Below are 23,568 nucleotides of genomic sequence, written 5' to 3' on the forward strand. Positions count from 1 at the left end.
CTCAGTCGAAATGTTCGACCACCAGGCGGCGCGGCGCTACGCGACCGTCATCGGCGATGTCACCTACGCCGATAAATTTACGCTCTTCACCTTCGGTCATTCGCACCATGCCCGAGGCCGGTGCGCCGGCAACCTGTACCGGCTGCCCCTGCTTGACGTAACCCGCAACGACCGGCAGCAAATTCACTTCCGGGTAGTTTTCTACCGGGCTGTCCATCGGCATCAGCAACGGATCGAGCAACTCGCCTGGCGCGATTTCCTGCGCCTGGGCTTGCTCCAGCAACGCGTTCAACTGCTCAAGCGTGACCATACGTTCGATCGGATAAGTCGCTACCTGCAAACGACGCAGATAGATCACGTGCGCGCCGCAGCCCAGCAGTTCACCGAGATCATCGGTGATGGTGCGGATGTAGGTGCCTTTCGAACAGTGGATTTCCAACTCCAGCTCGTCGCCTTCCCAGCGAATGAACTGCAGTTCATACACCGTAATGCTGCGCGCTTCACGCGGCACTTCGATACCCTGGCGCGCATACTCGTAGAGTTTCTTGCCCTGGTACTTCAGCGCCGAGTACATCGACGGCACTTGCTTGATATCGCCGCGGAAGCTGTCCAGCGCCGCATCGAGTTGCGCCTGAGTGAAATTCACCGGGCGCTCTTGCACAATCTGGCCGTCCGCATCCGAGGTGTCGGTACGCTGACCCAGCTTGGCAATGACACGATAGCGTTTATCGGAGTCGAGCAGGAATTGCGAGAACTTGGTCGCCTCACCCAGGCAAATCGGCAGCATGCCTGTCGCCAGCGGATCGAGCGCGCCGGTGTGGCCCGCGCGATTGGCGTTATAAAGGCGTTTCACTTTTTGCAGAGCGTCGTTGGACGACAGACCCTGCGGTTTGTCCAGCAACAGTACGCCGTGAATATCACGGCCGCGGCGACGAGGGCGACTCATTAAGCCTCCTCGTCATCGCCTGATGCAGAACGGCGTTCGGCGTCATTCTTCACGACGTTGGTCACCAGGTTGGACATGCGCATGCCTTCCACCAGTGAGTTGTCGTACGCGAAGGTTAGCTCAGGCACCACGCGCAGGCGCATGGCTTTACCCAGCAGCGTGCGGATGTAGCCGGAAGCGTCTTCCAGCGCTTTAATGCCTTTAGGCACCAGATCCGGATCGGCGTTTTCGGTCAACACGTTCAGGAAGGTGACGTAAACCTTGGCATAGGCCAAATCACGAGAAACTTCTACACCAGAAACGGTAGCCATGCCGATACGCGGATCTTTGACTTCACGCTGCAGAATGATAGCAATCTCTTTTTGCATCTCTTGTGCCACGCGCTGACCGCGGCTGAATTCTTTTGCCATTATGGATTCTCCAGACAAATCGGGGGGCACAAGGCCCCCCGGAACAGACTTAAGCAGATGTGCAAGCGTTAAGCGATGGTGCGTTGAATCTCAATGATTTCGAACACTTCGATCATGTCGCCGACGCGCACGTCGTTGTAGTTCTTAACGCCGATACCACATTCCATGCCGTTACGGACTTCGTTAACGTCATCTTTGAAGCGGCGCAGGGATTCCAGCTCGCCTTCATAGATAACCACGTTGTCGCGCAGAACGCGGATTGGGTTGTGACGCTTGATCGTCCCTTCGGTAACCATACAACCTGCGATGGCACCAAATTTCGGAGATTTGAACACGTCACGCACGGCGGCCAGACCGATAATCTGCTGCTTGTACTCAGGCGCCAGCATACCGCTCATCGCCTGCTTCACTTCGTCGATCAGGTTATAGATGACGGAGTAGTAACGCAGATCCAGGCTTTCAGCTTCAATCACGCGGCGCGCAGAAGCGTCGGCACGGACGTTGAAGCCCAGGATGATAGCGTTGGAAGCCGCTGCCAGCGTTGCGTCGGTTTCGGTGATACCCCCCACGCCGGAGCCGACAATCTTCACTTTCACTTCATCGGTAGAGAGTTTCTGCAGTGATTCGGAAATCGCTTCACAAGAACCCTGTACGTCAGATTTCAGTACGATGTTCAGCTCAGAAACTTCACCGTCGGTCATGTTAGCGAACATGTTTTCCAGTTTAGATTTCTGCTGACGCGCCAGCTTAACTTCGCGGAACTTGCCTTGACGGTACAGCGCAACTTCACGCGCTTTCTTCTCGTCACGCACCACGGTCGCTTCATCACCGGCGGCAGGAACGCTGGACAGGCCCAGGATCTCAACCGGAATAGAAGGACCCGCAGAGGTCACTTCGCGACCCAGTTCGTCACGCATGGCACGTACACGGCCGTATTCGAAGCCACACAGAACGATATCGCCTTTGTTCAGCGTACCTTCCTGTACCAGCACGGTAGCAACCGGACCACGACCTTTATCCAGGAAGGATTCGATAACCACGCCGCTGGCCATGCCGCTGCGTACGGCTTTCAGTTCGAGAACTTCGGCCTGCAACAAGATAGCGTTCAGCAGTTCGTCGATACCGGTACCGGCTTTCGCAGATACGTGAACGAACTGTGCTTCGCCGCCCCACTCTTCCGGCATAACGCCGTACTGGGACAGTTCCTGCTTAACGCGGTCCGGATCGGCTTCCGGCTTGTCGATTTTGTTCACTGCAACCACCAACGGCACCTTCGCTGCTTTCGCATGCTGAATAGCTTCGATGGTTTGCGGCATCACGCCGTCGTCGGCTGCAACAACCAGAACAACGATGTCTGTCGCCTGAGCACCGCGGGCACGCATTGAGGTAAAGGCTGCGTGGCCTGGGGTATCCAGGAAGGTGATCATGCCGTTGTCGGTTTCTACGTGGTAAGCACCGATATGCTGGGTAATACCACCGGCCTCGCCTGCTGCCACCTTGGTGGAGCGGATGTAGTCCAGCAGAGAAGTTTTACCGTGGTCAACGTGGCCCATGATGGTCACGACAGGTGCACGTGACTCGGCGGCAGCACCGGTATCACGGTCGCTCATCAGCGCTTCTTCCAGCTCGTTCTCACGACGCAGGATAACTTTGTGGCCCATCTCTTCGGCAACCAGCTGTGCGGTTTCCTGGTCGATGACCTGGTTAATGGTGGCCATTGCGCCCAGTTTCATCATCGCTTTGATGACCTGAGAGCCTTTAACCGCCATTTTGTTAGCCAGTTCGGCTACGGTGATGGTTTCGCCGATCACAACGTCACGGTTAACCACCTGAGCCGGCTTGTTGAAGCCCTGCTGAAGAGTGCTTGGCTTACGCTTGCCTTTACCGCCACGGGTAACGGCGCGCGCTTCTTCACGGTCTGCTTTAGACTCGGAAAGCTTGTTGCCTTTCTTCTGCTTGGTCGCTTTACCGCCACGAGTGCGGGCGCGGCGTTCGCCTTCAACTTTGGCGTCGTTTTCGTCTTCGGCTGCACGGGCGTGCTGAGAGGTGGTCACGTGGTAATCGGCTGTTTCAACCGCAGCGCTTGCTGCTTCAGCTTCGGCCCACTTCTCGCCGTTCTCTTCGGCCATACGGCGCGCTTCTTCCGCTACGCGTTTAGCGTCTTCTTCAACCTTGCGGCGCACTTCTTCTTCCGCTTTACGTTTCAGTTCTGCGGCTTCGGCTTCACGGCGTGCTTTTTCTGCCTGAGCTGGCTTGGTCATTTCGTCGGTATGTTGATTGGTCACTTTTTCTTTTTCCGCTGAATTACGCTTAGCAATCTCCGCGGCCTCACGTTTGGCTTGGTCTTCGGCTGCGCGCTTTGCTTCTGCTTCGCGTTTCGCCAGCTCTTCCGCTGCGCGCTGTGCCTGCTCTTCCGCTTCACGCTGTGCCTGCTCTGCCGCTTCAGCCTGTTGGGCTTCTGGCGTATCGCGATTTACATAAGTGCGTTTCTTGCGGACTTCGATTTGCACCGATTTACTTTTACCGCCGGTGCTCGGAATATTCAAGGTGCTGCGCGTTTTGCGCTGCAACGTGAGCTTACCCGGCGCACTACCGTGTTCACGGTTAAGGTGCGCCAGTAAGGCTTCTTTCTCGTGCTGGGTCACAGAGTCTGTCTCAGACTTGTTAATCCCTGCATCAGCAAACTGCTGTACCAGGCGATCAACTGGAGTCTGAATCTCTGCTGCCAGCGATTTTACGGTTACATCTGTCGTCATGCTGTTCCTTCCTGCTACAGTTTATTACGCGTTGTCGCCAAACCAACAGATATTACGTGCGGCCATAATCAGCTCGCCGGCTTGCTCATCGCTAAGCCCTTCAATATCCGCCAGATCGTCAACACCCTGCTCGGCAAGATCTTCCAGCGTACAAACCCCACGCGCGGCCAGTTTAAAGGCCATGCTGCGCTCAAGACCCGGAAGGTTGAGCAAATCGTCAGCAGGTTTTTGGTCGCCCAGGCTCTCTTCTTGGGCCAGGGCAAGCGTGGTCAATGCAGCTTTGGCGCGATCGCGCAACGCTTCAACCATATCTTCATCCAGACCGTCAATTTCCAGCAGCTCTTTGATTGGCACGTAAGCCAACTCTTCCAGAGTAGAGAAGCCTTCTTCGACCAGTACGGTGGCGAAATCTTCGTCGATATCAAGATACTTGGTGAAGGTATCAATGGCGGCATGAGCTTCGGCCTGGTGCTTGGCCTGCAGATCGTCCGCCGTCATCACGTTCAGTTCCCAACGGTCATCGTCACGATGCTGTTTTAACAATTGGGAAGCCAAACGCACGTTTTGGCCATTACGGCCGATCGCCTGTGCCAGATTGCTGGCTTCGACGGCGATATCCATGGTGCAATTATCTTCATCAACCACGATCGAGGCAACGTCTGCCGGCGCCATGGCGTTGATGACGAACTGCGCAGGGTTATCATCCCACAGGATGATATCGATACGTTCGCCGCCGAGTTCGCTCGAAACGGCCTGAACGCGCGCACCGCGCATACCTACGCAAGCGCCGACCGGGTCGATGCGTTTGTCGTTGGTTTTCACAGCAATTTTTGCACGGGAGCCAGGATCACGGGCTGCCGCTTTAATTTCAATCACTTCTTCGCCGATTTCCGGCACTTCGATGCGGAACAGTTCTTTCAGCATCTCTGCGCTGGAACGGCTGACGAACAGCTGTGCGCCACGAGCTTCAGGGCGGACGGCGTACAATATGCCGCGAATTCGGTCGCCCGGACGGAAGTTTTCGCGCGGCAGCATGTCTTCACGGCCAATGACCGCTTCTGCGTTGCTGCCCAGGTCCAGCGCAATGCTGTCACGGTTAACTTTCTTCACCACGCCGGTGACGATTTCACCTTCGTGCTGACGGAAAGCGTCGACGACCATGGCGCGTTCGGCTTCACGTACTTTCTGTACGATAACCTGTTTCGCGGTTTGGGTGGTGATGCGGTCAAAGGTCACAGATTCGATCTGATCTTCAATGTACCCGCCCAACTCGATGCCCGGCTCTTCATACTGAGCGGCTTCCAGCGTGATTTCACGCGTTGGCTGGGTCACTTCATCTACGGCGACCCAACGACGGAAGGTATCGAAATCGCCGGTTTTGCGGTCAATGCTGACGCGAACCTCAATTTCTTGCTCGTATTTTTTCTTGGTTGCGGTGGCTAATGCGGTTTCCAACGCTTCGAAAATCTTCTCACGCGGAAGGGATTTTTCGTTGGAAACAGCTTCAACAACAGCCAGAATCTCTTTATTCATCCTAGTTGCCTCATCCAAACTTTAAAAGTGGGGTACCAGGTTCGCTTTCTGGATGTTGCTCAGCGCGAACACTTCATCTTTCCCTTCCACAGTAACCGTGATCATCTCGCCATCGACAGACTTGATAATGCCCTGCCATTTGCGACGGTTCTGTACGGCCATGCGCAGGACCAAGCTGACTTCTTCACCGAGGAAACGAGTATAGTGCTCAGCGGTGAACATCGGGCGATCAAGGCCAGGAGAGGAGACTTCCAAGTTGTAAGCGACCGTGATTGGCTCTTCGACGTCCAATACAGCGCTGACCTGGTGGCTGACATCAGCACAATCGTCAACATTGATGCCGTTTTCACTATCAATATAGATACGGAGCGTCGATTGGCGCGCACGAATAAATTCGATGCCTACAAGCTCAAAGCCCAACGCTTCTACCGGTGCCGAAAGCATCTCTGTTAATTTTTGCTCTAATGTGGACAAGCCCACCCCCAAGACATAAAAAAAGGGCCTAATAGCCCAGTGATTCTGTTGCCAAATAACAAAAAACCCCGAAAATTCGGGGCTTTATGCAACTGGACCCTGTTTGCCGCAAAGCGACTTCGGTGCAACTTTCTAACAAGTGTCATTTTCAAATGTTGTTCGAGAAAAGCGGAATTCAATCGAAAAGTGTATTTGAAAATAAACACTTAAAGGAAAGTGGTTGCGGGGGCCGGATTTGAACCGACGACCTTCGGGTTATGAGCCCGACGAGCTACCAGGCTGCTCCACCCCGCGTCCGAAAACGTGGCAAATATTACGCCGATAATTGCAAAATTGCAAGTTATCTCTGGGATTTGGTACCGAGGATGGGACTCGAACCCACAAGCCCGTTAGGGCACTACCACCTCAAGGTAGCGTGTCTACCAATTCCACCACCTCGGTACTGATTCTTGCTGCTAACGGCTGTTATTTTATTGAGGTAACAACAACCGTTTTCAAACTCTGTGACTGCTTGCCGCTTACTGTGGGATATCGCTGCTCGGCTTGGTTGGTGCTGCCGGTGCGGTAGTCTGCTCAGATTTCACTGGCTGACCCAGGTTTTCCCACTCGCTGCCTTTCTTGCTCTGGTTGGTGCTCAGGTTGCCCAGGATCAAACTGATGACGAAGAACAATGCCGCCAGAATAGCCGTCATGCGGGTCATGAAGTTACCGGAACCACTCGAACCGAACAATGTGCCAGACGCACCTGCTCCGAATGAGGCTCCCATATCAGCGCCTTTACCTTGCTGCAGCATAATCAGAGCAACAAGCCCGATTGAGATCAGCAGGAAAATTACCAGAAGAGCTTCGTACATAGTTGTACCCGTATCCTTGCGGCTTCACCGCGTGCCAAATGCTTCACACCCCAAAGGCTTCTTTTCTATTAAGAAGTCGCAGGCGTTGTATCAAACTGCCCACTGAAGCGGGTGTGAATACTAACCAAAGCCGCTAACCCGCGCAAGGGCAATTTGCAGCAGCCGGCGTGTTTGCGGAAAAAAACACCAATAAAATTCGCAGGCTGTGTTTTCCGGGGACCCCAAACAGCCCCCGGCTCTCGGCAATCCGTTAACCGGCAGCCTTTACAGCATCGGCGATACGGTGCGCCAGCGCGGTAACCTGCTGTTCATCCTCACCTTCCACCATCACGCGGATCAAGGGTTCGGTACCTGATTTACGCAAAAGAACGCGGCCACGGCCAGCCAACTCGGTTTCAACCTGCTCGGTGACTTTACGCACATCGTCAGACTCCAACGGGTTGTGCTCGCCGACAAAACGCACGTTAACCAGGATCTGCGGCAACAGTTTCATGCCGCTGCACAGGTCGTGCAAACTCATGCTGTTACGCACTATCGCGGTCAGCACCTGCAGGCCGGCGATGATGCCATCACCCGTTGTGGTTTTATCCAGCAGGATCACGTGGCCGGAGTTTTCTGCGCCGATGCGCCAGCCCAGCTCCTGTAGCTTCTCCAGTACGTAGCGGTCACCCACTTTCGCACGGGCAAACGGGATACCAAGCTGCTTGAGCGCCAGTTCCAGGCCCATGTTACTCATCAGCGTACCGACTGCGCCACCGCGCAACTGGCCCTGACGCAACCCCTCACGGGCGATGATGTACAGGATCTGGTCGCCATCCACTTTGTTGCCAAGGTGATCAACCATCATCACGCGGTCGCCGTCACCGTCAAACGCCAGACCGACGTGCGCTTTTTCCAGCAGTACGCGTTCTTGCAGTTGGCGAACGTCGGTCGCGCCGCATTTCTCATTGATGTTCATGCCATCCGGCTCAACGCCGATGGCAATCACCGTAGCGCCCAGCTCACGCAACACGCTCGGTGCGATGTGGTAGGTCGCGCCGTTGGCGCAGTCCACCACGATTTTCAGACCCTTCAGGCTCAGTTCGCTCGGGAAGGTGCCTTTGCAGAATTCGATGTAACGGCCGGCGGCATCGATAATCCGGCTCGCCTTACCCAACTCGGCAGATTCCACGCAGGTCAGCGGTTTTTCCATTTCGGCTTCAATGGCCTCTTCGACATGATCCGGCAGCTTGGCCCCATCAATGGAGAAGAATTTAATACCGTTGTCGTAGAATGGGTTATGTGATGCAGAGATCACGATACCGGCTTCGGCACGGAAGGTGCGCGTCAGATAAGCCACCGCCGGCGTCGGCATCGGACCGGTGAAAGAAGCGGATAACCCCGCAGCGGCCAGGCCGGCCTCCAGCGCCGACTCCAGCATGTAGCCGGAAATGCGGGTATCTTTACCGATAATGATTTTACGGGAGCCGTGACGTGCCAGTACCTTACCCGCAGCCCAGCCAAGTTTCAGCACGAAATCCGGGGTAATAGGACTATCGCCGACTTTGCCACGAATGCCGTCGGTACCAAAATATTTGCGCTCGCTCATGTCTCTGTCATCCCTTAGCTGAAAGTGTTGCCTCGACGACACGCATCGCCTCGACGGTTTCTTTAACGTCATGCACTCTGACAATCTGTGCGCCCTGCATAGCGGCGATCACCGCACAGGCCACGCTGCCGATAACCCGCTGTTCAGGGGGGACATTCAGCAGCTGTCCAATCATCGACTTACGCGACATCCCTACCAACAGCGGCAGGCCGAAGTGATGAAACTCTGACAATCTGGCCAGCAGTTGATAATTGTGAGCCAAATTCTTACCGAAACCGAATCCCGGGTCGAGCAGCAATTTCTGATTTGTAATGCCGGCGGCATTGCAACGTTCGATATGCCGCTGGAAAAATGTATTCACATCGGCGATCAGGTCGTCATAATGCGGCGCCTGCTGCATGGTGCGCGGTTCGCCCTGCATATGCATCAGGCACACCGGCAGCCCGCTTGCCACGGCTGCGTCCAGCGCCCCCGGCTCCTGCAGCGAGCGAACGTCATTGATCAGATGCGCCCCCGCTTTAGCCGACTCGCGAATCACCCCCGCTTTCGAAGTATCCACCGAGATAAAGACTTCAAAACGCCGGGCAATGGCTTCCACCACGGGCACCACGCGTGCGATCTCTTCCTCTTCGCTGACCTCCGCGGCTCCCGGTCTGGTCGACTCTCCGCCCACGTCAATCATGGTCGCACCGGCCGAAATCAGCGCATGCGCATGCAACAACGCCTGATTCAAGGTGTTGTGACGGCCACCGTCAGAGAAAGAATCCGGGGTTACATTGAGGATCCCCATCACCCGTGGATGGGAAAGATCGAGAGTCATGTCTCGCACGGTTAACTGCATCGCTAATTCACCTTACTGTCGCCTGGATCACTGCCCGCCGGGCAATAAAAAACCCCGGCATGCCGGGGTTCGATGTTATTACACAGCCGAAGTTACTTGTCTAGCTGTTCAGACAGGGTATTGCCTGGGTTTGGCGTGCGCGGCTCATCTACCGGCGTCGGGGCTTTTGGGGTGCCGCCGTTGTCGGAATTGCTGCCTTTGTTCACATCGTCCCAACCCGCTGGCGGACGCACGTCTTTACGGTTCATCAGATCGTCAATCTGTGGCGCATCGATGGTTTCATACTTCATCAAGGCATCCTTCATTGAATGCAGGATGTCCATGTTTTCCATCAACAACGCACGCGCACGGATATAGTTGCGTTCGATCAGGGATTTCACTTCCTGGTCGATGATGCGCGCAGTTTCGTCCGACATGTGTTTCGCTTTGGCCACGGAACGGCCCAGGAACACTTCGCCCTCTTCTTCCGCATACAGCAGCGGCCCCAGCTTCTCGGAGAAGCCCCATTGGGTCACCATGTTGCGGGCAATCGAGGTCGCCACTTTAATGTCGTTCGACGCACCGGTAGAGACTTTCTCTGGCCCGTAAATGATCTCTTCAGCCAGACGACCGCCGTACAGCGTAGAAATTTGGCTCTCCAGCTTCTGACGGCTGGCGCTGATTGCATCGCCTTCCGGCAGGAAGAAGGTAACGCCCAACGCACGGCCACGCGGAATAATAGTGACCTTGTGCACCGGATCGTGCTCAGGAACCAGACGGCCGATAATGGCGTGGCCTGCTTCGTGATACGCGGTCGACTCTTTCTGCGCTTCGGTCATCACCATGGAGCGACGTTCCGCGCCCATCATGATCTTGTCTTTGGCTTTTTCGAACTCAACCATCGACACTACGCGTTTGTTGCCGCGGGCGGCAAACAGCGCCGCTTCGTTGACCAGGTTAGCCAGGTCCGCACCGGAGAAGCCCGGGGTACCACGTGCAAGCACAGAAGCATCAACGTCTGGCGCCAACGGCACGCGACGTGAATGCACCTTCAGGATTTGTTCACGGCCACGCACGTCCGGCAGCCCTACCACGACCTGACGGTCGAAACGGCCTGGACGCAGCAACGCCGGGTCAAGCACGTCCGGACGGTTGGTCGCAGCGATGACGATAATGCCTTCGTTGCCTTCAAAGCCGTCCATCTCAACCAGCATTTGGTTCAGCGTCTGCTCACGTTCATCATGACCGCCACCCAGACCGGCGCCACGCTGGCGACCGACGGCGTCGATTTCATCGATGAAGATGATGCACGGTGCCGCTTTCTTCGCTTGCTCGAACATATCGCGCACACGGGAAGCACCCACACCGACAAACATTTCCACGAAGTCGGAGCCGGAAATGGTGAAGAACGGCACTTTTGCTTCACCCGCGATGGCTTTCGCCAGCAGGGTTTTACCGGTCCCCGGTGGGCCAACCATCAGCACGCCTTTCGGGATCTTGCCGCCCAACTTCTGGAAGCGGCTCGGCTCGCGCAGGTATTCCACCAGTTCGCTCACTTCTTCTTTTGCTTCATCGCAACCGGCAACGTCGGCAAAAGTGGTTTTGATCTGGTCTTCCGTCAGCATACGGGCCTTGCTCTTGCCGAAGGACATCGCGCCCTTGCCGCCGCCGCCCTGCATCTGCCGCATGAAGAAGATCCAAACCCCAATCAGCAACAGCATCGGGAACCATGAAATGAAGATAGAAGCCAGCAAACTCGGCTCTTCAGGCGGTTCACCAACAACTTTCACATTTTTCGTCAACAACGTATCAAGCAACTTAGGATCGTTGACAGGGATGTAGGTCGTGTATTTGTTACTGTCTTTCTTGGTAACGTTAATTTCACGTCCGTTGATTCGCGCTTCGCGAACCTGGTCCTGGGTCAGCTCGGACATGAAGGTAGAGTAATCCACCCTACGGCCATTCGACTCGCTGGGCCCAAAGCTCTGGAATACAGACATCAACACTACCGCGATGACTAACCAGAGAATTAGGTTTTTCGCCATGTCACTCAAGGGATTAACCTCATATTACAACTGTGTTAACAAACAGCGTTAGGGTACTACAGCTTGCGCCCTGTCGCTACAATGTACACTTCGCGCGAACGTGCGCGGGAAGCGTCTGGCTTACGAATCTTAACCTTCGTAAACAGGGAGCGAATTTCCCGTAGGTACTCGTCAAAGCCATCTCCCTGGAACACCTTCACCAGGAAACTTCCGCCTGGCGCGAGGACATCACGACACATTCCCAGTGCTAATTCCACCAGATACATCGATCTTGGAATATCGACGGCCGGAGTGCCACTCATATTCGGGGCCATGTCAGACATAACCACCTGAACCTTACTTTCACCTACACGTTCCAACAGAGCTTTAAGGACCAGTTCATCACGAAAATCGCCCTGAAGGAAATCGACACCAACGATAGGATCCATTGGCAAAATATCACAGGCGATGATACGACCGTTACCGCCGATCTGCGTTACTACATACTGCGACCAACCGCCCGGCGCTGCGCCTAAATCCACTACGGTCATGCCGGGTTTAAATAGCTTGTCACTTTGCTGTATTTCATCAAGTTTAAACCAGGCGCGCGAACGCAGCCCTTTTTTCTGCGCCTGTTGCACATATTTATCGCTAAAGTGTTCTTGTAACCAGCGACTGGAGCTAGCAGAACGCTTTTTATTAGCCATCTCGTTTTCCAACTATCATAAAAAGAGTCTTATGTCAGGTTCGCTGCTCACGTAGACTCACACCGGTGAAGACCGATTTGGTGATATACATGAGATGGCGGTAGAATGTACCGTTTTCAATCCCAACTTAAGCAAAAAAGACAATGAATCTGAATAATAAACAAAAACAGCACCTGAAAGGCTTGGCGCATCCGTTAAAACCGGTTGTCATGCTGGGTAATAACGGTCTCACCGAAGGGGTGCTGGCTGAAATTGAACAGGCTCTGGAACATCATGAGCTGATCAAGGTAAAAATCGCTGCTGAAGATCGCGAAACCAAAACCCTGATCGCCGACGCTATCGTGCGTGAAACGGGTGCCTGCAACGTACAAGTCATCGGCAGTACGCTTATTCTTTACCGCCCATCGAAAGAGCGCAAGATCAGTCTACCGCGTTAATAAGCATTGGGTTAACGAAAAGGTGCCATGCACCTGATTCAGATAAAAGGCCGCATGCGGCCTTTTTCCTTTCTTTACAAAACCCTGGCGAATTTCTGAGCGATTGGGCGTATATCAGAGATATTCAACCTTCAAGATCTCATAATCTACATCGCCGCCCGGGGTTTTAATGACGACCACATCGTCCTGCTCTTTACCGATCAAACCGCGTGCCATAGGTGAATTTACCGAAATCAGATTTTTCTTGAAGTCGGCCTCATCGTCACCCACGATTCGGTAAGTCACTTCTTCTTCGCTATCCAGATTCATCACCGAAACGGTGGAGCCAAAAATCACGCGGCCATTGTTTGGCATCTTGGTGATGTCGATCACTTGCGCGTTCGACAGTTTGGCTTCAATTTCCTGAATACGCCCTTCGCAAAAACCTTGCTGCTCACGAGCCGCATGGTACTCTGCGTTTTCTTTCAAATCGCCGTGTTCACGGGCAGTCGCGATGTCCGCAATGATTTTAGGACGGCGCACGCCCTTCAGATATTCAAGCTCTTCGCGCAGTTTTTCAGCGCCAAACAAAGTCATCGGGATCTGTTTCATATAGTAAATACCTCTAAATCTTCCTGTTCAAATAGCCGTCGTCCTGACGTGTTCGAATGAAAAAACGGTGGGTGTATGCCCCCCCGCCTCCAGGCGACAAACAAAAGAAGCCTGACTCGGGACATTCGCCCAAGCCAGGATCGATTTTGCATTTTGATACGCATTTTAGCGTAGAGTTCCTTGAGGGTCATCGTTTACTTTCTCCCTGAATGCACCGTAGTATGACGGCACGTTATCCAGCTGTTATCCCGAGATTATGCGTTTTTCACGAATTGTCAGTGCATTGGCTTGCGCATTTGTTCTGAATGCAAATGCGGCCCCGGTGGAAGATTACACACAATATTTGCCTGATGGGGCCAACCTTGCCCTGGTAGTTCAGAAGATCGGCGCCGATGCGCCGACCATCGATTATCATTCACAGCAAATGGCGTTACCGGCCAGTACCCAAAAGGTGCTGACGGCGTTGGCTGCCTTGTTGCAGCTCGGCCCCGACTATCGCTTCACCACCACGCTGGAAAGCCAGGGCGACATCAGTGACGGTGTGCTGCGCGGCAATCTGATCGCCCGCTTCAGCGGCGACCCGACCTTTAAACGCCAAAGCCTGCGTAATATGGTGGCGATCCTGAAAAAACAGGGCGTGCGCCAGATTACCGGCGACGTGCTGGTCGACACGTCGGTATTCGCCAGCCACGACAAAGCCCCAGGCTGGCCGTGGAACGATCTGACGCAGTGCTTTAGTGCACCGCCGGCAGCGGCAATCGTCGATCGCAACTGCTTCTCGGTATCGCTGTACAGTGCGCCAAACCCAGGCGATATGGCCTTTATACGCGTAGCCTCTTATTACCCGGTCAACATGTTCAGCCAGGTGCGAACATTGGCGAGAGGCTCTGCGGACGCCCAATACTGTGAGCTGGACGTGGTGCCGGGCGAACTGAACCGCTTTACCCTGACCGGCTGCCTGACCCAACGCAGCGATCCGCTGCCGCTGGCGTTCGCCATTCAGGATGGAGCCAGCTATGCCGGGGCTATCCTGAAAGATGAGCTGACGCAAGCCGGCATCCAGATAGATGGCCACCTGAAACGCCAGACTCAACCTGGCCTGACCGGCACGGTGATTGCGCAGACGCAATCGGCACCGTTGCACGAATTGCTGAAAATCATGTTGAAGAAATCGGACAACATGATCGCCGATACCGTGTTCCGCACTATCGGCCATGAACGTTTCGGCGTTCCGGGTACCTGGCGCGCCGGCGCGGACGCCGTACGTCAGGTGCTGCGTCAAAAAGCCGGGGTCGATCTGGGCAACAGCATTGTGGTGGACGGCTCTGGCCTCTCGCGTCATAACCTGCTGGCCCCGGCGACCATGATGCAAGCGTTGCAATACATCGCGCAGCATGACAGCGAACTGAACTTTATTTCGATGCTGCCGCTGTCGGGCTACGACGGCACGCTGCGCTACCGTGGCGGGCTGCACGAAGCCGGTGTCGATGGCAAGGTTTCCGCCAAAACCGGCGCACTGCAGGGCGTGTATAACCTGGCGGGCTTTATCACCACCGCCAGCGGCCAACGTTTTGCTTTCGTGCAATACCTGTCGGGTTATGCCGTGCCGCCGGAAGATCAGAAACAGCGTCGCGCTCCTCTGGTGCGTTTCGAAAGCCGCTTGTACCGGGATATTTATCAGAATAACTGAGGGTCAGGATGAAACTGCTGATTGTTGAAGACGATGAGCTGTTGCAGCAAGGGCTGGCGCTGGCATTGGCCAACGAAGGTTATGCCTGCGACTGCGCCGCTACGGCTGCGCAAGCCAATGCGCTGCTCATTACCAGCCAATACAGCATGATCATCCTCGATCTCGGTCTGCCCGACCAGGACGGCGCCAGCCTGCTGCGGCAGTGGCGCCGTCAGCAAGTCGACTTGCCGGTGCTGATCCTCACCGCCCGCGACGCACTGGAAGACCGTGTCGACGGGCTGGACGCCGGTGCTGACGATTACCTGGTGAAGCCCTTCGCGCTGGTTGAGCTGCAGGCGCGGGTGCGCGCCTTAATCCGCCGCTATCAGGGCCACAGCGACAACCTCATGCAACTGGACGATCTCCAGCTCAATCTTTCCAGCCAGCAGGTTTACGTTCAACAACAGCCGGTTGAAGTCACGCCAAAAGAGTTCGCCATCCTGTCTCGCCTTATGATGCGCGCCGGGCAAACGGTCAACCGTGAACTGCTGCAACAGGACCTTTACACCTGGCAGGATGATTTAGGTTCCAACACGCTGGAAGTGCATATCCATAACCTGCGCCGCAAATTGGGCAAGGATCGCATCCGTACCGTCCGCGGTATCGGTTATCGCCTGGAATCCTCATCATGATCAGCATGCGCCGTCGTCTGTTGTTGATGCTGGCGCTGATCCTCCTGGTCACCCAGCTTATCAGCGCCTTTTGGTTGTGGCATGAAAGCCAGGAACAAATCAGCTTCCTGGTGGATGAAACGCTGTCGGCCAAGATCCGTACCGAGCGCGTCGACACCGAAATCGCCGAAGCGATAGCTTCGCTGCTCGCCCCTTCACTGATCATGATGATCGTCACGCTGCTCGCCTCATTCTGGGCCATTAGCTGGATTATCCGCCCACTCAATCAGCTGCAACAACGGCTGGAAAAACGCTCCGCCGATAACCTGACCCCACTGCCGCTCAACAGCGACAGCCTGGAAATGAAAGCAGTCACCACTGCACTCAATCAGCTTTTCTCACGCCTGGACAACACCATCCAGCAAGAGCGGCTGTTCACCGCCGACGCGGCACATGAACTGCGCACGCCGTTGGCAGGGATCAGACTGCATCTGGAACTGATGGAAAAACAGGGTATTGCACAAAGCAAACCGCTGATTACCCGCATTGACCAACTGATGCACACCGTCGAACAACTGCTGATGCTGTCGCGCGCCGGGCAGGATTTTGCCAGCGGGCACTATCAACGTTTTGACTGGGTGAAAGATGTGATCCAGCCACTAAGGGATGAGCTTGAGGAGTTGGCCGCTCAACGCGAACAAAAGTTGCTTTGGCGACTCCCTGCGGAGGCGCAAATCCATGGCGACCCGGTGCTGCTGCGCCTCTTGCTGCGCAACCTGGTGGAGAATGCGCACCGCTACAGCCCCGAAGGCAGCCTCATTCAGGTTAAGCTTATAGCGCAGGACCGCGGCCACCTGCTGCAGGTGATCGATGAAGGCCCGGGCGTTAAAGAAAAGATGGCGGGTGAACTCACCCAGGCGTTCCGCCGTATGGATCAGCGTTATGGCGGCAGTGGGCTAGGTCTGAACATCGTAACCCGTATCGTGCAGTTGCATCAGGGACATCTGACGCTGGAAAATCGACAGGATGCCAGTGGGCTGAATGCCCAATGCTGGCTACCCGAAAACGTGCTGAATAAATAGCGTCGATAAAAAAAGGCCCAGTTTTGTGAACTGGGCCCTTCTCTTCGCAAGATTATTTCTGGTAAACGATCTCGACGCCTTCGTCGTCATCTTCGTCCCAGTCGTCATCCCAATCGTCATCCGCTTCTGCTTCCACTTCCGCGAGCTGTTCACGGTGGTAATCGTCCCACATGAACTCGACTTTCTCAGGTGCGCTTTCTTCGATCGCCATAGCTTTCGGTTGGGTATTGATAAAGTTCATCACGTCCCAGCACAGCGCATTGACACCTTCGCGGTTGGCGGCGGAGATCATATAGTACTTACCTTCCCAACCCATGCCCTCTGCGATCGCCTTGGCACGTTCGGCCGCTTCTTCCGCACCTACCAGGTCAACTTTGTTGAACACCAGCCAGCGTGGCTTCTGCGCCAGATTTTCGCTGTATTGGTTCAGCTCGTTGATGATGACTTTGGCATTTTCTACCGGGTTGGATTCGTCGATCGGGGCGATATCCACCAGGTGCAACAGCACGCGGCAACGCTCCAGATGCTTCAGGAAACGGATACCCAGACCGGCACCCTCGGATGCACCTTCAATCAGCCCCGGAATATCGGCAACCACAAAGCTCTGCTCGTGATCCATACGCACCACGCCGAGGCTTGGCACCAGAGTGGTAAACGGATAGTCGGCAACCTTTGGCTTGGCGGCGGAAACCGCGCGGATAAAGGTCGACTTGCCGGCATTCGGCAGACCAAGCATGCCGACATCGGCCAGCAGCAGCAGCTCCAGCAAGATGTCGCGGGCTTCACCGGCAGTACCCAGCGTCTTCTGACGCGGTGCACGGTTAACCGAGGATTTGAAACGGGTGTTGCCCAAACCGTGCCAACCGCCTTTAGCGACCATCAGTTGTTGGCCGTGGCGGGTCATGTCACCGAGGATCTCGCCGGTGCCCTGATCCTGCACACGAGTACCGACCGGCACCTTGACGGTAATGTCTTTGCCACGCTTACCGGTACAGTCACGGCTCTGGCCATTCTGACCGCGTTCGGCACGGAAAGATTTCTCAAAGCGGTAGTCGATCAACGTATTGAGGTTTTCGTCCGCCAGCAGATAGACGTCACCGCCGTCACCGCCGTCACCGCCATCCGGCCCACCGTTCGGGATATACTTTTCGCGGCGGAAGCTGACACAACCATTACCACCGTCACCTGCAACGACCAAAATCGCTGCTTCATCTACAAACTTCATTTACCGTCTCCGTAAATCATTCACCGGGCTGCTTTAAAGGAGCAACCAGGTTGGTTTCTGCCCGTCGCGGCCACCACCGGTGACCAATTGCGGAAAACATGGCGCCCGCTACCACCACGAAAGCACCGATATAGCCGACGACATTCAATGCCGGGGCGGCGAATACGTGTGGCCAGGCCAGCGCCAATAAATCTGAAAACAGCAGGGTAAACAGCGGCGTCAGCGTGATTAACGCACTCACCTGCGCCGCCTGCCAGCGCGCCATGGCTTCCGCCAGTGCGCCATAGCCAATCAACGTGTTGGCGCCACAAAACAGCAGGCAGGCCAATTGCCAACCACTGAGCTGGGAAATCAGCTCTGGCCGGGCCAGAGGGAACAGCGCCACTGCACATAAAGTGTACAACATTACCAGGATCTGCGGCGAGGCCAATCGGCGCAGCAATACTTTCTGCGCAACGCCATAAGTCACCCAAACCATCGCCGCACAGACGCCCAACAGCACCCCAAGGGTGTAATCCGTCAGGCGGGTGAAGATCTCAATCAGGCTGACATTGAAAAACAGCATCAGCCCACAGATCAACATTAGCGCGCCAATCACTTGGGTGATACGCATGCGTTCTTTTAAAATCAACACGCTGGCGAACATCATACCCACCGGCGACAGCTGGCCGATCACCTGCGATGCCGTCGGGCTGAGATACTGTAGCGAAGAACTGAAGAAGATAAAGTTCCCCAACAGGCCCGCAGTGGCGACAGCCAGTATTAACAGCCAGCGCGGCTGACGGAACATTTTTACCGGGGGCAGCCTGCCGCGTATCGCCAGAATAGTCCCCAGGCCGAGTGCAGCAAGGGTAAATCGATACCAAACGATGGTAAACGGATCCATCACTACCAGCACTTCTTTCATCGCAATCGGCAACGCACCCCAGCAAATCGCCGTAGTCACCGCCAGAGAAATGCCAATTCCGACCTGCTGTTTCGTTTCCATCTTACCTTTGCCAACGCTGACGGGCCGGTACATAAGCAGCCCATAAATGTAAAAAGCCCCGCAACGAGTTGCGGGGCTTACATCTATTTAGTAAGGCTCGGAAAATTATTCAGCTTCGATGCTGATGAATTTACGATTGCTCGGGCCTTTAACTTCGAACTTGACTTTACCGTCTTTCAAAGCAAACAGAGTGTGGTCTTTGCCGCAACCCACGTTGGTACCAGCGTGGAATTTGGTGCCGCGCTGACGAACGATGATGCTGCCTGCCAGTACTGCTTCGCCGCCAAAGCGTTTTACGCCCAGACGTTTAGCTTCTGAATCGCGACCGTTACGAGTCGAGCCGCCAGCCTTTTTGTGTGCCATTAATCCGCTCTCCTAACTTAAGCGCTGATGCCGGTGATTTTAACGTCAGTGAACCACTGACGGTGGCCCTGCTGCTTACGGTGGTGCTTACGACGACGAAACTTAACAATCTTAATTTTCTCGCCACGACCGTGAGCAACTACTTCAGCTTTGATCTTACCGCCATCGACGAAAGGAACGCCGATTTTGATATCTTCGCCATTAGCGATCATCAGAATCTGGTCAAACTCAACCGCTTCACCAGTTGCGATGTCCAGCTTTTCCAAGCGAACGGTCTGACCTTCGCTTACTCGGTGTTGTTTACCACCACTTTGGAAAACCGCGTACATATAAAACTCCGCTTTCCGCGTGCCCAACTGTTTAGTACAGAGCGCGCTATAAATATTCACAATAGGGCGCGAATTCTACGCAATAATCCCGCGTATGACAAGAGCAGAATAAGACCAGAAGCAGAAAAAAGAAGAAAAAAAGCACAGTTTCTTTCATGGCGTTTATCTGAGCCGTTTTTCAAGTACAATCAGGAGGACAGTTACCGCCATGTACCGATGTGAGCAGCGATCTCAACGCGGTGAAGAGAAACACAGCTGAAAAAAATACAATGAACCTAGAGCAAATTACCGAGTTAACCGCGCAAGATATGGCGGCCGTGAACGCAACAATTCTCGAACAGCTGAATTCCGATGTCACACTCATCAATCAGCTTGGCTATTACATTATCAGCGGTGGCGGTAAACGCATCCGCCCGATGATCGCCGTTCTGGCGGCGCGGGCATTGCATTATCAAGGTGATAAGCACATTACCGTTGCTGCGCTGATCGAATTCATTCATACCGCGACTCTGCTGCATGATGACGTGGTGGATGAATCCGACATGCGACGCGGCAAGGCTACCGCCAATGCCGCGTTCGGCAATGCTGCCAGCGTGCTGGTGGGCGACTTCATTTATACCCGTGCTTTCCAGATGATGACCAGCCTGGAATCACTCCGCGTGCTGGCGCTGATGTCCGAAGCGGTCAACGTCATTGCTGAAGGTGAAGTGCTGCAGTTAATGAACGTGAACGATCCGGACATCACCGAAGAAAGCTATATGCGGGTAATCTACAGCAAAACCGCTCGTCTGTTTGAAGCGGCGGCGCAATCGTCAGCGATCCTTTCAGAGGCCAGCGAAGCAGAAGAAAAAGCGCTGCAGGATTACGGCCGTTATCTCGGCACCGCTTTCCAGTTGATCGACGATCTGCTCGATTACAGCGCCGACGGCAGCACCCTGGGTAAAAATACCGGTGACGATCTGAACGAAGGGAAGCCCACACTGCCCTTGCTGCACGCCATGCGTAACGGCAACAGCGCGCAAACGGCCATGATCCGCGAAGCCATTGAGCAAGGCAGCGGCCGTCACCTGCTGGAACCGGTTTTACAGGCCATGCAACAGTGCGGTTCGCTTGAATATACCCGCCAACGCGCCGAAGAGGAAGCCGATAAGGCGATTGCCGCGCTGCAGGTTCTGCCGGAATCCCCTCATCGCTCCGCGTTGGAAGGATTAGCGCACCTTGCGGTTCAGCGAGATTTTTGAGAAACAAAAAAACTTAAGCAGTTTCTACAGACCCGCAGCGCGGGTCTGCTTCACTTCCCCTCTGTAATACGCGCCAGCAGGCTACCTATGCCTTCACGCATCAGGAACGCCAATACTTTGTCACGCTCGGTTTCCGTCAGGTGATAGTAATATTCAATCCATACCGCCAACGGATCCTTTCGCTCGATGTCATAAACAGCAGGATCTTCTTTCATCATCAGTAAGTTGCGCGTACCTGACGGTAAGCTGTCAATATGATATTCCAGCGCCTTTCCCTGCACGCCTTTACGCCGGCGGCTGATCCAGCCATCACGACGCGCCATCAAATTTATTCCCTGTGGTGAAGAGGGTAATCCTGCAATGCCTGTAAGTTCCTTGGCGGCAAACCACTCTTTTTTCATAGCCATGATCTCTGAGGAAAATGTGCAAAGATATTTTTTAGAAATTAATGAGATATTTTTTTGGAAATTTAGTGGTATTCTAATTTCCGTATAAGCGTTTCATGTTGTTCAAACGATTAATCTTGACCTGTTAGTTATACCACTAACAGAACTTTCGCTAATCAAAAAAGGGAATGCAAACATGAATTCAAGGAACAAGGACTGGCATCCGGCGGATATCATTGCAGCTTTACGTAAGAAGGGAACGACACTGGCGGCGGTATCCCGCAAAGCGGGGCTTAGTTCATCAACACTGGCAAACGCGCTATCGCGGCCCTGGCCAAAAGGGGAATGGCTGATTGCCGAAGCGCTGGACATCCATCCTGCCGAGATCTGGCCAAGCCGCTATTTCGACCCGCACACCAACAACCTGCTGAATCGAAAAGCCCGTATCAGGTCATGATTCGGGCATAAAAAAACCGCCGGTGCGATGTCCGGCGGCTTGTGCATACTCATGCGTCCTGGGTTGATCAGTTATTGATAAACTTTTCGCCCAGTTCGATATCCTTATGCAGAACATCCAGCATCTCTTCCAACGCTTTCTGCTCGAACGCGCTCAGAGTGCCGATGTCTTTACGTTCTTCTACGCCGTTTTTGCCCAGCAGCAGCGGCTGTGCGAAGAAGCGGGCATATTTGCCGTCACCTTCCACATAAGCACATTCCACCACGCCCGCTTCGCCTTGCAGCGCACGAACCAGAGACAGGCCGAAACGCGCCGCCGCCTGACCCATTGACAGAGTTGCGGACCCGCCGCCGGCTTTGGCTTCAACCACTTCAGTACCCGCATTCTGGATACGCTTGGTCAGATCCGCCACTTCCTGCTCGGTAAAGCTCACGCCCGGGATCTGTGACAACAGTGGCAGAATGGTCACGCCAGAATGCCCGCCGATAACCGGCACGTTCAGCTCTTCCGGCTGTTTGCCTTTCAGCTCAGCCACGAAGGTGTTGGAACGGATGATATCCAGCGAGGTCACGCCAAACAGTTTGTTTTTGTCGTAAACACCGGCTTTCTTCAGCACTTCTGCCGCGATTGCCACGGTGGTGTTTACCGGGTTGGTGATAATGCCGATGCAGGCTTTCGGGCAGGTTGTTGCCACTTGCTGGATCAGATTACGCACGATGCCTGCGTTGACATTGAACAGATCTGAACGATCCATACCAGGTTTACGCGCAACGCCGGCAGAAATCAGCACTACGTCTGCACCATGCAGAGCCGGAGTAGCATCTTCGCCGCTGAAGCCTTTGATTTTAACTGCGGTAGGGATGTGGCTTAAGTCGACGGCAACGCCTGGGGTAACGGGGGCAATGTCGTAGAGAGAGAGTTCAGAACCTGAAGGAAGCTGGGTTTTGAGTAGAAGGGCGAGGGCCTGGCCGATACCGCCAGCAGCACCGAGAACTGCAACTTTCATCCTATACTCCTTTATTATCTTAAATATATAAAGCGCCGTGAATATGTTGGTTACGGACCTTAAATTATTACACCTTTAAAAACAATCTCTTAACAGTCTGTTTGAGAGCTGGCGCAATAAAACAGCCGATGTCGCGCTCATTTTAAATTAAATGGCTTACACATTAAGGGCATAGCGCACATTAATCAAAAATAGTGCGAGGTTATTCACAAGCAAGTTAACCGGCGGTTACATTACACCCTTACACAACATCAGAACAACATCATTTTAATAACATTTTCTTTACCGCCACGGGCCGCTTTTTCGGTCGCTGAAAGGGCATATTCATGGGGTACGGATTTTGTTAAAATCCCGCCCTTTCCTCATTGTCCGGGTAGCATTGTTTTCTTCGGACGTCCTTTTATTGCATAAAAATTCATTTATATGCATAATAATCACTTCTATTGTCAACATTCCACGGTGCAAAATGCGTAATCCCGCAAAGCAGGAAGATCTGATCAAGGCGTTTAAAGCGTTATTGAAAGAAGAAAAATTCAGTTCTCAAGGCGAGATCGTTTTGGCGCTGCAAGAAGAAGGCTTCGAAAACATCAACCAATCCAAAGTATCGCGCATGCTGACCAAGTTCGGCGCGGTGCGTACCCGCAATGCCAAAATGGAAATGGTGTATTGCCTTCCAGCCGAGCTCGGCGTGCCGACCACTACCAGCCCACTGAAAAATTTGGTACTGGATGTCGATCATAACGATGCCGTAGTGGTCATTCATACCAGCCCCGGCGCCGCACAGCTGATCGCCCGCCTGCTGGATTCCCTGGGTAAATCCGAAGGTATACTCGGCACCATCGCCGGTGACGACACCATTTTCGTTACCCCGGCCAGCAGCTTTACCGCTCGCCAACTGTACGAAGCCATTCTGTCGCTGTTCGAACAAGAGTTATGATGCTCAACGCTAACAAAATGCGACTGACGGTCGCGTTTTGTTAGCGCTTCTTTAACCCTGTCTTTACCTTTCCC

24 protein-coding genes and 2 tRNA genes are annotated in these 23,568 nt (G+C 54.2%); 7 read left to right on the plus strand and 19 right to left on the minus strand.

Features of this window, described 5'->3' with window-relative positions; all coding sequences use genetic code 11:
* Nucleotide 1: 1 nt before the first annotated feature.
* The 12 genes from truB to rlmE form a co-directional block, all read right to left on the minus strand.
* Complete coding sequence (truB, locus tag ACUTSW_RS16735) at nucleotides 2-946, minus strand: tRNA pseudouridine(55) synthase TruB (RefSeq protein ID WP_004952866.1); 945 nt, start codon at nucleotides 944-946, stop codon at nucleotides 2-4.
* A complete protein-coding gene (gene rbfA, locus ACUTSW_RS16740; protein WP_004952863.1) occupies nucleotides 946-1,356 on the minus strand; it encodes a 30S ribosome-binding factor RbfA in 411 nt (136 codons plus the stop codon). Before rbfA ends, truB begins: the two co-directional genes overlap by 1 nt.
* A 68-nt stretch (nucleotides 1,357-1,424) precedes the next feature.
* Nucleotides 1,425-4,112, minus strand: coding sequence for a translation initiation factor IF-2 (infB, locus tag ACUTSW_RS16745; RefSeq protein ID WP_004952860.1), 2,688 nt, complete (start codon nucleotides 4,110-4,112; stop codon nucleotides 1,425-1,427).
* A gap of 24 nt (nucleotides 4,113-4,136) precedes the next feature.
* On the minus strand, nucleotides 4,137-5,645 hold the full coding sequence (nusA, locus tag ACUTSW_RS16750; protein ID WP_004952855.1) for a transcription termination factor NusA: 1,509 nt from the start codon (nucleotides 5,643-5,645) through the stop codon (nucleotides 4,137-4,139).
* A gap of 21 nt (nucleotides 5,646-5,666) precedes the next feature.
* A complete protein-coding gene (gene rimP / locus ACUTSW_RS16755) occupies nucleotides 5,667-6,119 on the minus strand; it encodes a ribosome maturation factor RimP (RefSeq protein WP_004952852.1) in 453 nt (150 codons plus the stop codon).
* Nucleotides 6,120-6,336: 217 nt separating this feature from the next.
* Nucleotides 6,337-6,413, minus strand: a tRNA-Met gene (locus ACUTSW_RS16760).
* Nucleotides 6,414-6,473: 60 nt separating this feature from the next.
* Nucleotides 6,474-6,560: transfer RNA gene (locus tag ACUTSW_RS16765), tRNA-Leu, on the minus strand.
* A gap of 77 nt (nucleotides 6,561-6,637) precedes the next feature.
* Entirely contained in the window at nucleotides 6,638-6,973 is a 336-nt protein-coding gene (gene secG, locus ACUTSW_RS16770) for a preprotein translocase subunit SecG (RefSeq protein WP_004952849.1), read from the minus strand.
* A gap of 250 nt (nucleotides 6,974-7,223) precedes the next feature.
* Nucleotides 7,224-8,561 carry a phosphoglucosamine mutase gene (glmM, locus tag ACUTSW_RS16775; RefSeq protein WP_004952846.1) on the minus strand — a complete coding sequence of 446 codons (1,338 nt, stop codon included), beginning with the start codon at nucleotides 8,559-8,561 and terminating at the stop codon, nucleotides 7,224-7,226.
* A 7-nt stretch (nucleotides 8,562-8,568) separates the two neighbouring features.
* Nucleotides 8,569-9,402 carry a dihydropteroate synthase gene (gene folP / locus ACUTSW_RS16780; protein ID WP_062869309.1) on the minus strand — a complete coding sequence of 278 codons (834 nt, stop codon included), beginning with the start codon at nucleotides 9,400-9,402 and terminating at the stop codon, nucleotides 8,569-8,571.
* 92 nt (nucleotides 9,403-9,494) lie between these two features.
* Nucleotides 9,495-11,426: an ATP-dependent zinc metalloprotease FtsH gene (gene ftsH, locus ACUTSW_RS16785; protein ID WP_037430164.1), complete on the minus strand. Its 1,932-nt coding sequence runs from the start codon at nucleotides 11,424-11,426 to the stop codon at nucleotides 9,495-9,497.
* A 56-nt stretch (nucleotides 11,427-11,482) separates the two neighbouring features.
* Nucleotides 11,483-12,112, minus strand: a complete 630-nt coding sequence (gene rlmE, locus ACUTSW_RS16790) for a 23S rRNA (uridine(2552)-2'-O)-methyltransferase RlmE (protein WP_004952836.1) — start codon at nucleotides 12,110-12,112, stop codon at nucleotides 11,483-11,485.
* A gap of 143 nt (nucleotides 12,113-12,255) precedes the next feature.
* On the opposite strand from rlmE, the gene yhbY reads away from it, so the two are divergent.
* Nucleotides 12,256-12,549: a ribosome assembly RNA-binding protein YhbY gene (gene yhbY, locus ACUTSW_RS16795; RefSeq protein ID WP_004933536.1), complete on the plus strand. Its 294-nt coding sequence runs from the start codon at nucleotides 12,256-12,258 to the stop codon at nucleotides 12,547-12,549.
* Nucleotides 12,550-12,663: 114 nt separating this feature from the next.
* Here the strand turns inward: yhbY and greA are convergent, their stop codons facing one another.
* A complete protein-coding gene (gene greA, locus ACUTSW_RS16800; RefSeq protein ID WP_004952832.1) occupies nucleotides 12,664-13,140 on the minus strand; it encodes a transcription elongation factor GreA in 477 nt (158 codons plus the stop codon).
* 256 nt (nucleotides 13,141-13,396) lie between these two features.
* Here greA and dacB point away from each other — a divergent pair, with 256 nt between their 5' ends.
* The 3 genes from dacB to pmrB are packed head-to-tail and all read left to right on the plus strand — an operon-like array spanning nucleotide 13,397 to nucleotide 16,562.
* On the plus strand, nucleotides 13,397-14,830 hold the full coding sequence (gene dacB, locus ACUTSW_RS16805; RefSeq protein ID WP_445584928.1) for a serine-type D-Ala-D-Ala carboxypeptidase: 1,434 nt from the start codon (nucleotides 13,397-13,399) through the stop codon (nucleotides 14,828-14,830).
* Nucleotides 14,831-14,838: 8 nt separating this feature from the next.
* Nucleotides 14,839-15,501, plus strand: a complete 663-nt coding sequence (gene pmrA, locus ACUTSW_RS16810) for a two-component system response regulator PmrA (RefSeq protein ID WP_004952828.1) — start codon at nucleotides 14,839-14,841, stop codon at nucleotides 15,499-15,501.
* Nucleotides 15,498-16,562 (plus strand): two-component system sensor histidine kinase PmrB, encoded by a 1,065-nt coding sequence (pmrB, locus tag ACUTSW_RS16815; RefSeq protein ID WP_445584929.1) that lies wholly within the window; start codon nucleotides 15,498-15,500, stop codon nucleotides 16,560-16,562. Before pmrA ends, pmrB begins: the two co-directional genes overlap by 4 nt.
* A gap of 52 nt (nucleotides 16,563-16,614) precedes the next feature.
* On the opposite strand, the gene cgtA is transcribed toward pmrB, so the two are convergent.
* From cgtA to rplU, 4 genes are all read right to left on the minus strand, one after another.
* The gene (gene cgtA, locus ACUTSW_RS16820) at nucleotides 16,615-17,787 is read right to left on the minus strand and encodes an Obg family GTPase CgtA (RefSeq protein WP_062869305.1); all 1,173 of its coding nucleotides are present in this window, start codon (nucleotides 17,785-17,787) and stop codon (nucleotides 16,615-16,617) included.
* Between the two features lie 16 nt (nucleotides 17,788-17,803).
* Nucleotides 17,804-18,775, minus strand: coding sequence for a DMT family transporter (locus tag ACUTSW_RS16825; protein ID WP_006323261.1), 972 nt, complete (start codon nucleotides 18,773-18,775; stop codon nucleotides 17,804-17,806).
* Nucleotides 18,776-18,880: 105 nt separating this feature from the next.
* Nucleotides 18,881-19,138: a 50S ribosomal protein L27 gene (gene rpmA, locus ACUTSW_RS16830; protein ID WP_004933559.1), complete on the minus strand. Its 258-nt coding sequence runs from the start codon at nucleotides 19,136-19,138 to the stop codon at nucleotides 18,881-18,883.
* Nucleotides 19,139-19,155: 17 nt separating this feature from the next.
* The gene (gene rplU / locus ACUTSW_RS16835) at nucleotides 19,156-19,467 is read right to left on the minus strand and encodes a 50S ribosomal protein L21 (RefSeq protein ID WP_004933561.1); all 312 of its coding nucleotides are present in this window, start codon (nucleotides 19,465-19,467) and stop codon (nucleotides 19,156-19,158) included.
* 269 nt (nucleotides 19,468-19,736) lie between these two features.
* On the opposite strand from rplU, the gene ispB reads away from it, so the two are divergent.
* A complete protein-coding gene (ispB, locus tag ACUTSW_RS16840; RefSeq protein ID WP_006323259.1) occupies nucleotides 19,737-20,708 on the plus strand; it encodes an octaprenyl diphosphate synthase in 972 nt (323 codons plus the stop codon).
* Between the two features lie 50 nt (nucleotides 20,709-20,758).
* Here the strand turns inward: ispB and ACUTSW_RS16845 are convergent, their stop codons facing one another.
* A complete protein-coding gene (locus ACUTSW_RS16845) occupies nucleotides 20,759-21,109 on the minus strand; it encodes a DNA-binding protein (protein ID WP_062869303.1) in 351 nt (116 codons plus the stop codon).
* 181 nt (nucleotides 21,110-21,290) lie between these two features.
* Here ACUTSW_RS16845 and ACUTSW_RS16850 point away from each other — a divergent pair, with 181 nt between their 5' ends.
* Complete coding sequence (locus tag ACUTSW_RS16850) at nucleotides 21,291-21,551, plus strand: helix-turn-helix domain-containing protein (protein ID WP_409443623.1); 261 nt, start codon at nucleotides 21,291-21,293, stop codon at nucleotides 21,549-21,551.
* Nucleotides 21,552-21,618: 67 nt separating this feature from the next.
* On the opposite strand, the gene mdh is transcribed toward ACUTSW_RS16850, so the two are convergent.
* Entirely contained in the window at nucleotides 21,619-22,557 is a 939-nt protein-coding gene (mdh, locus tag ACUTSW_RS16855) for a malate dehydrogenase (protein ID WP_004952806.1), read from the minus strand.
* Between the two features lie 466 nt (nucleotides 22,558-23,023).
* Here mdh and argR point away from each other — a divergent pair, with 466 nt between their 5' ends.
* Entirely contained in the window at nucleotides 23,024-23,494 is a 471-nt protein-coding gene (gene argR / locus ACUTSW_RS16860) for a transcriptional regulator ArgR (protein WP_004952803.1), read from the plus strand.
* The last annotated feature ends 74 nt before the right edge of the window (nucleotides 23,495-23,568 follow it).

The organism is Serratia sp. TSA_198.1 (assembly GCF_052686505.1).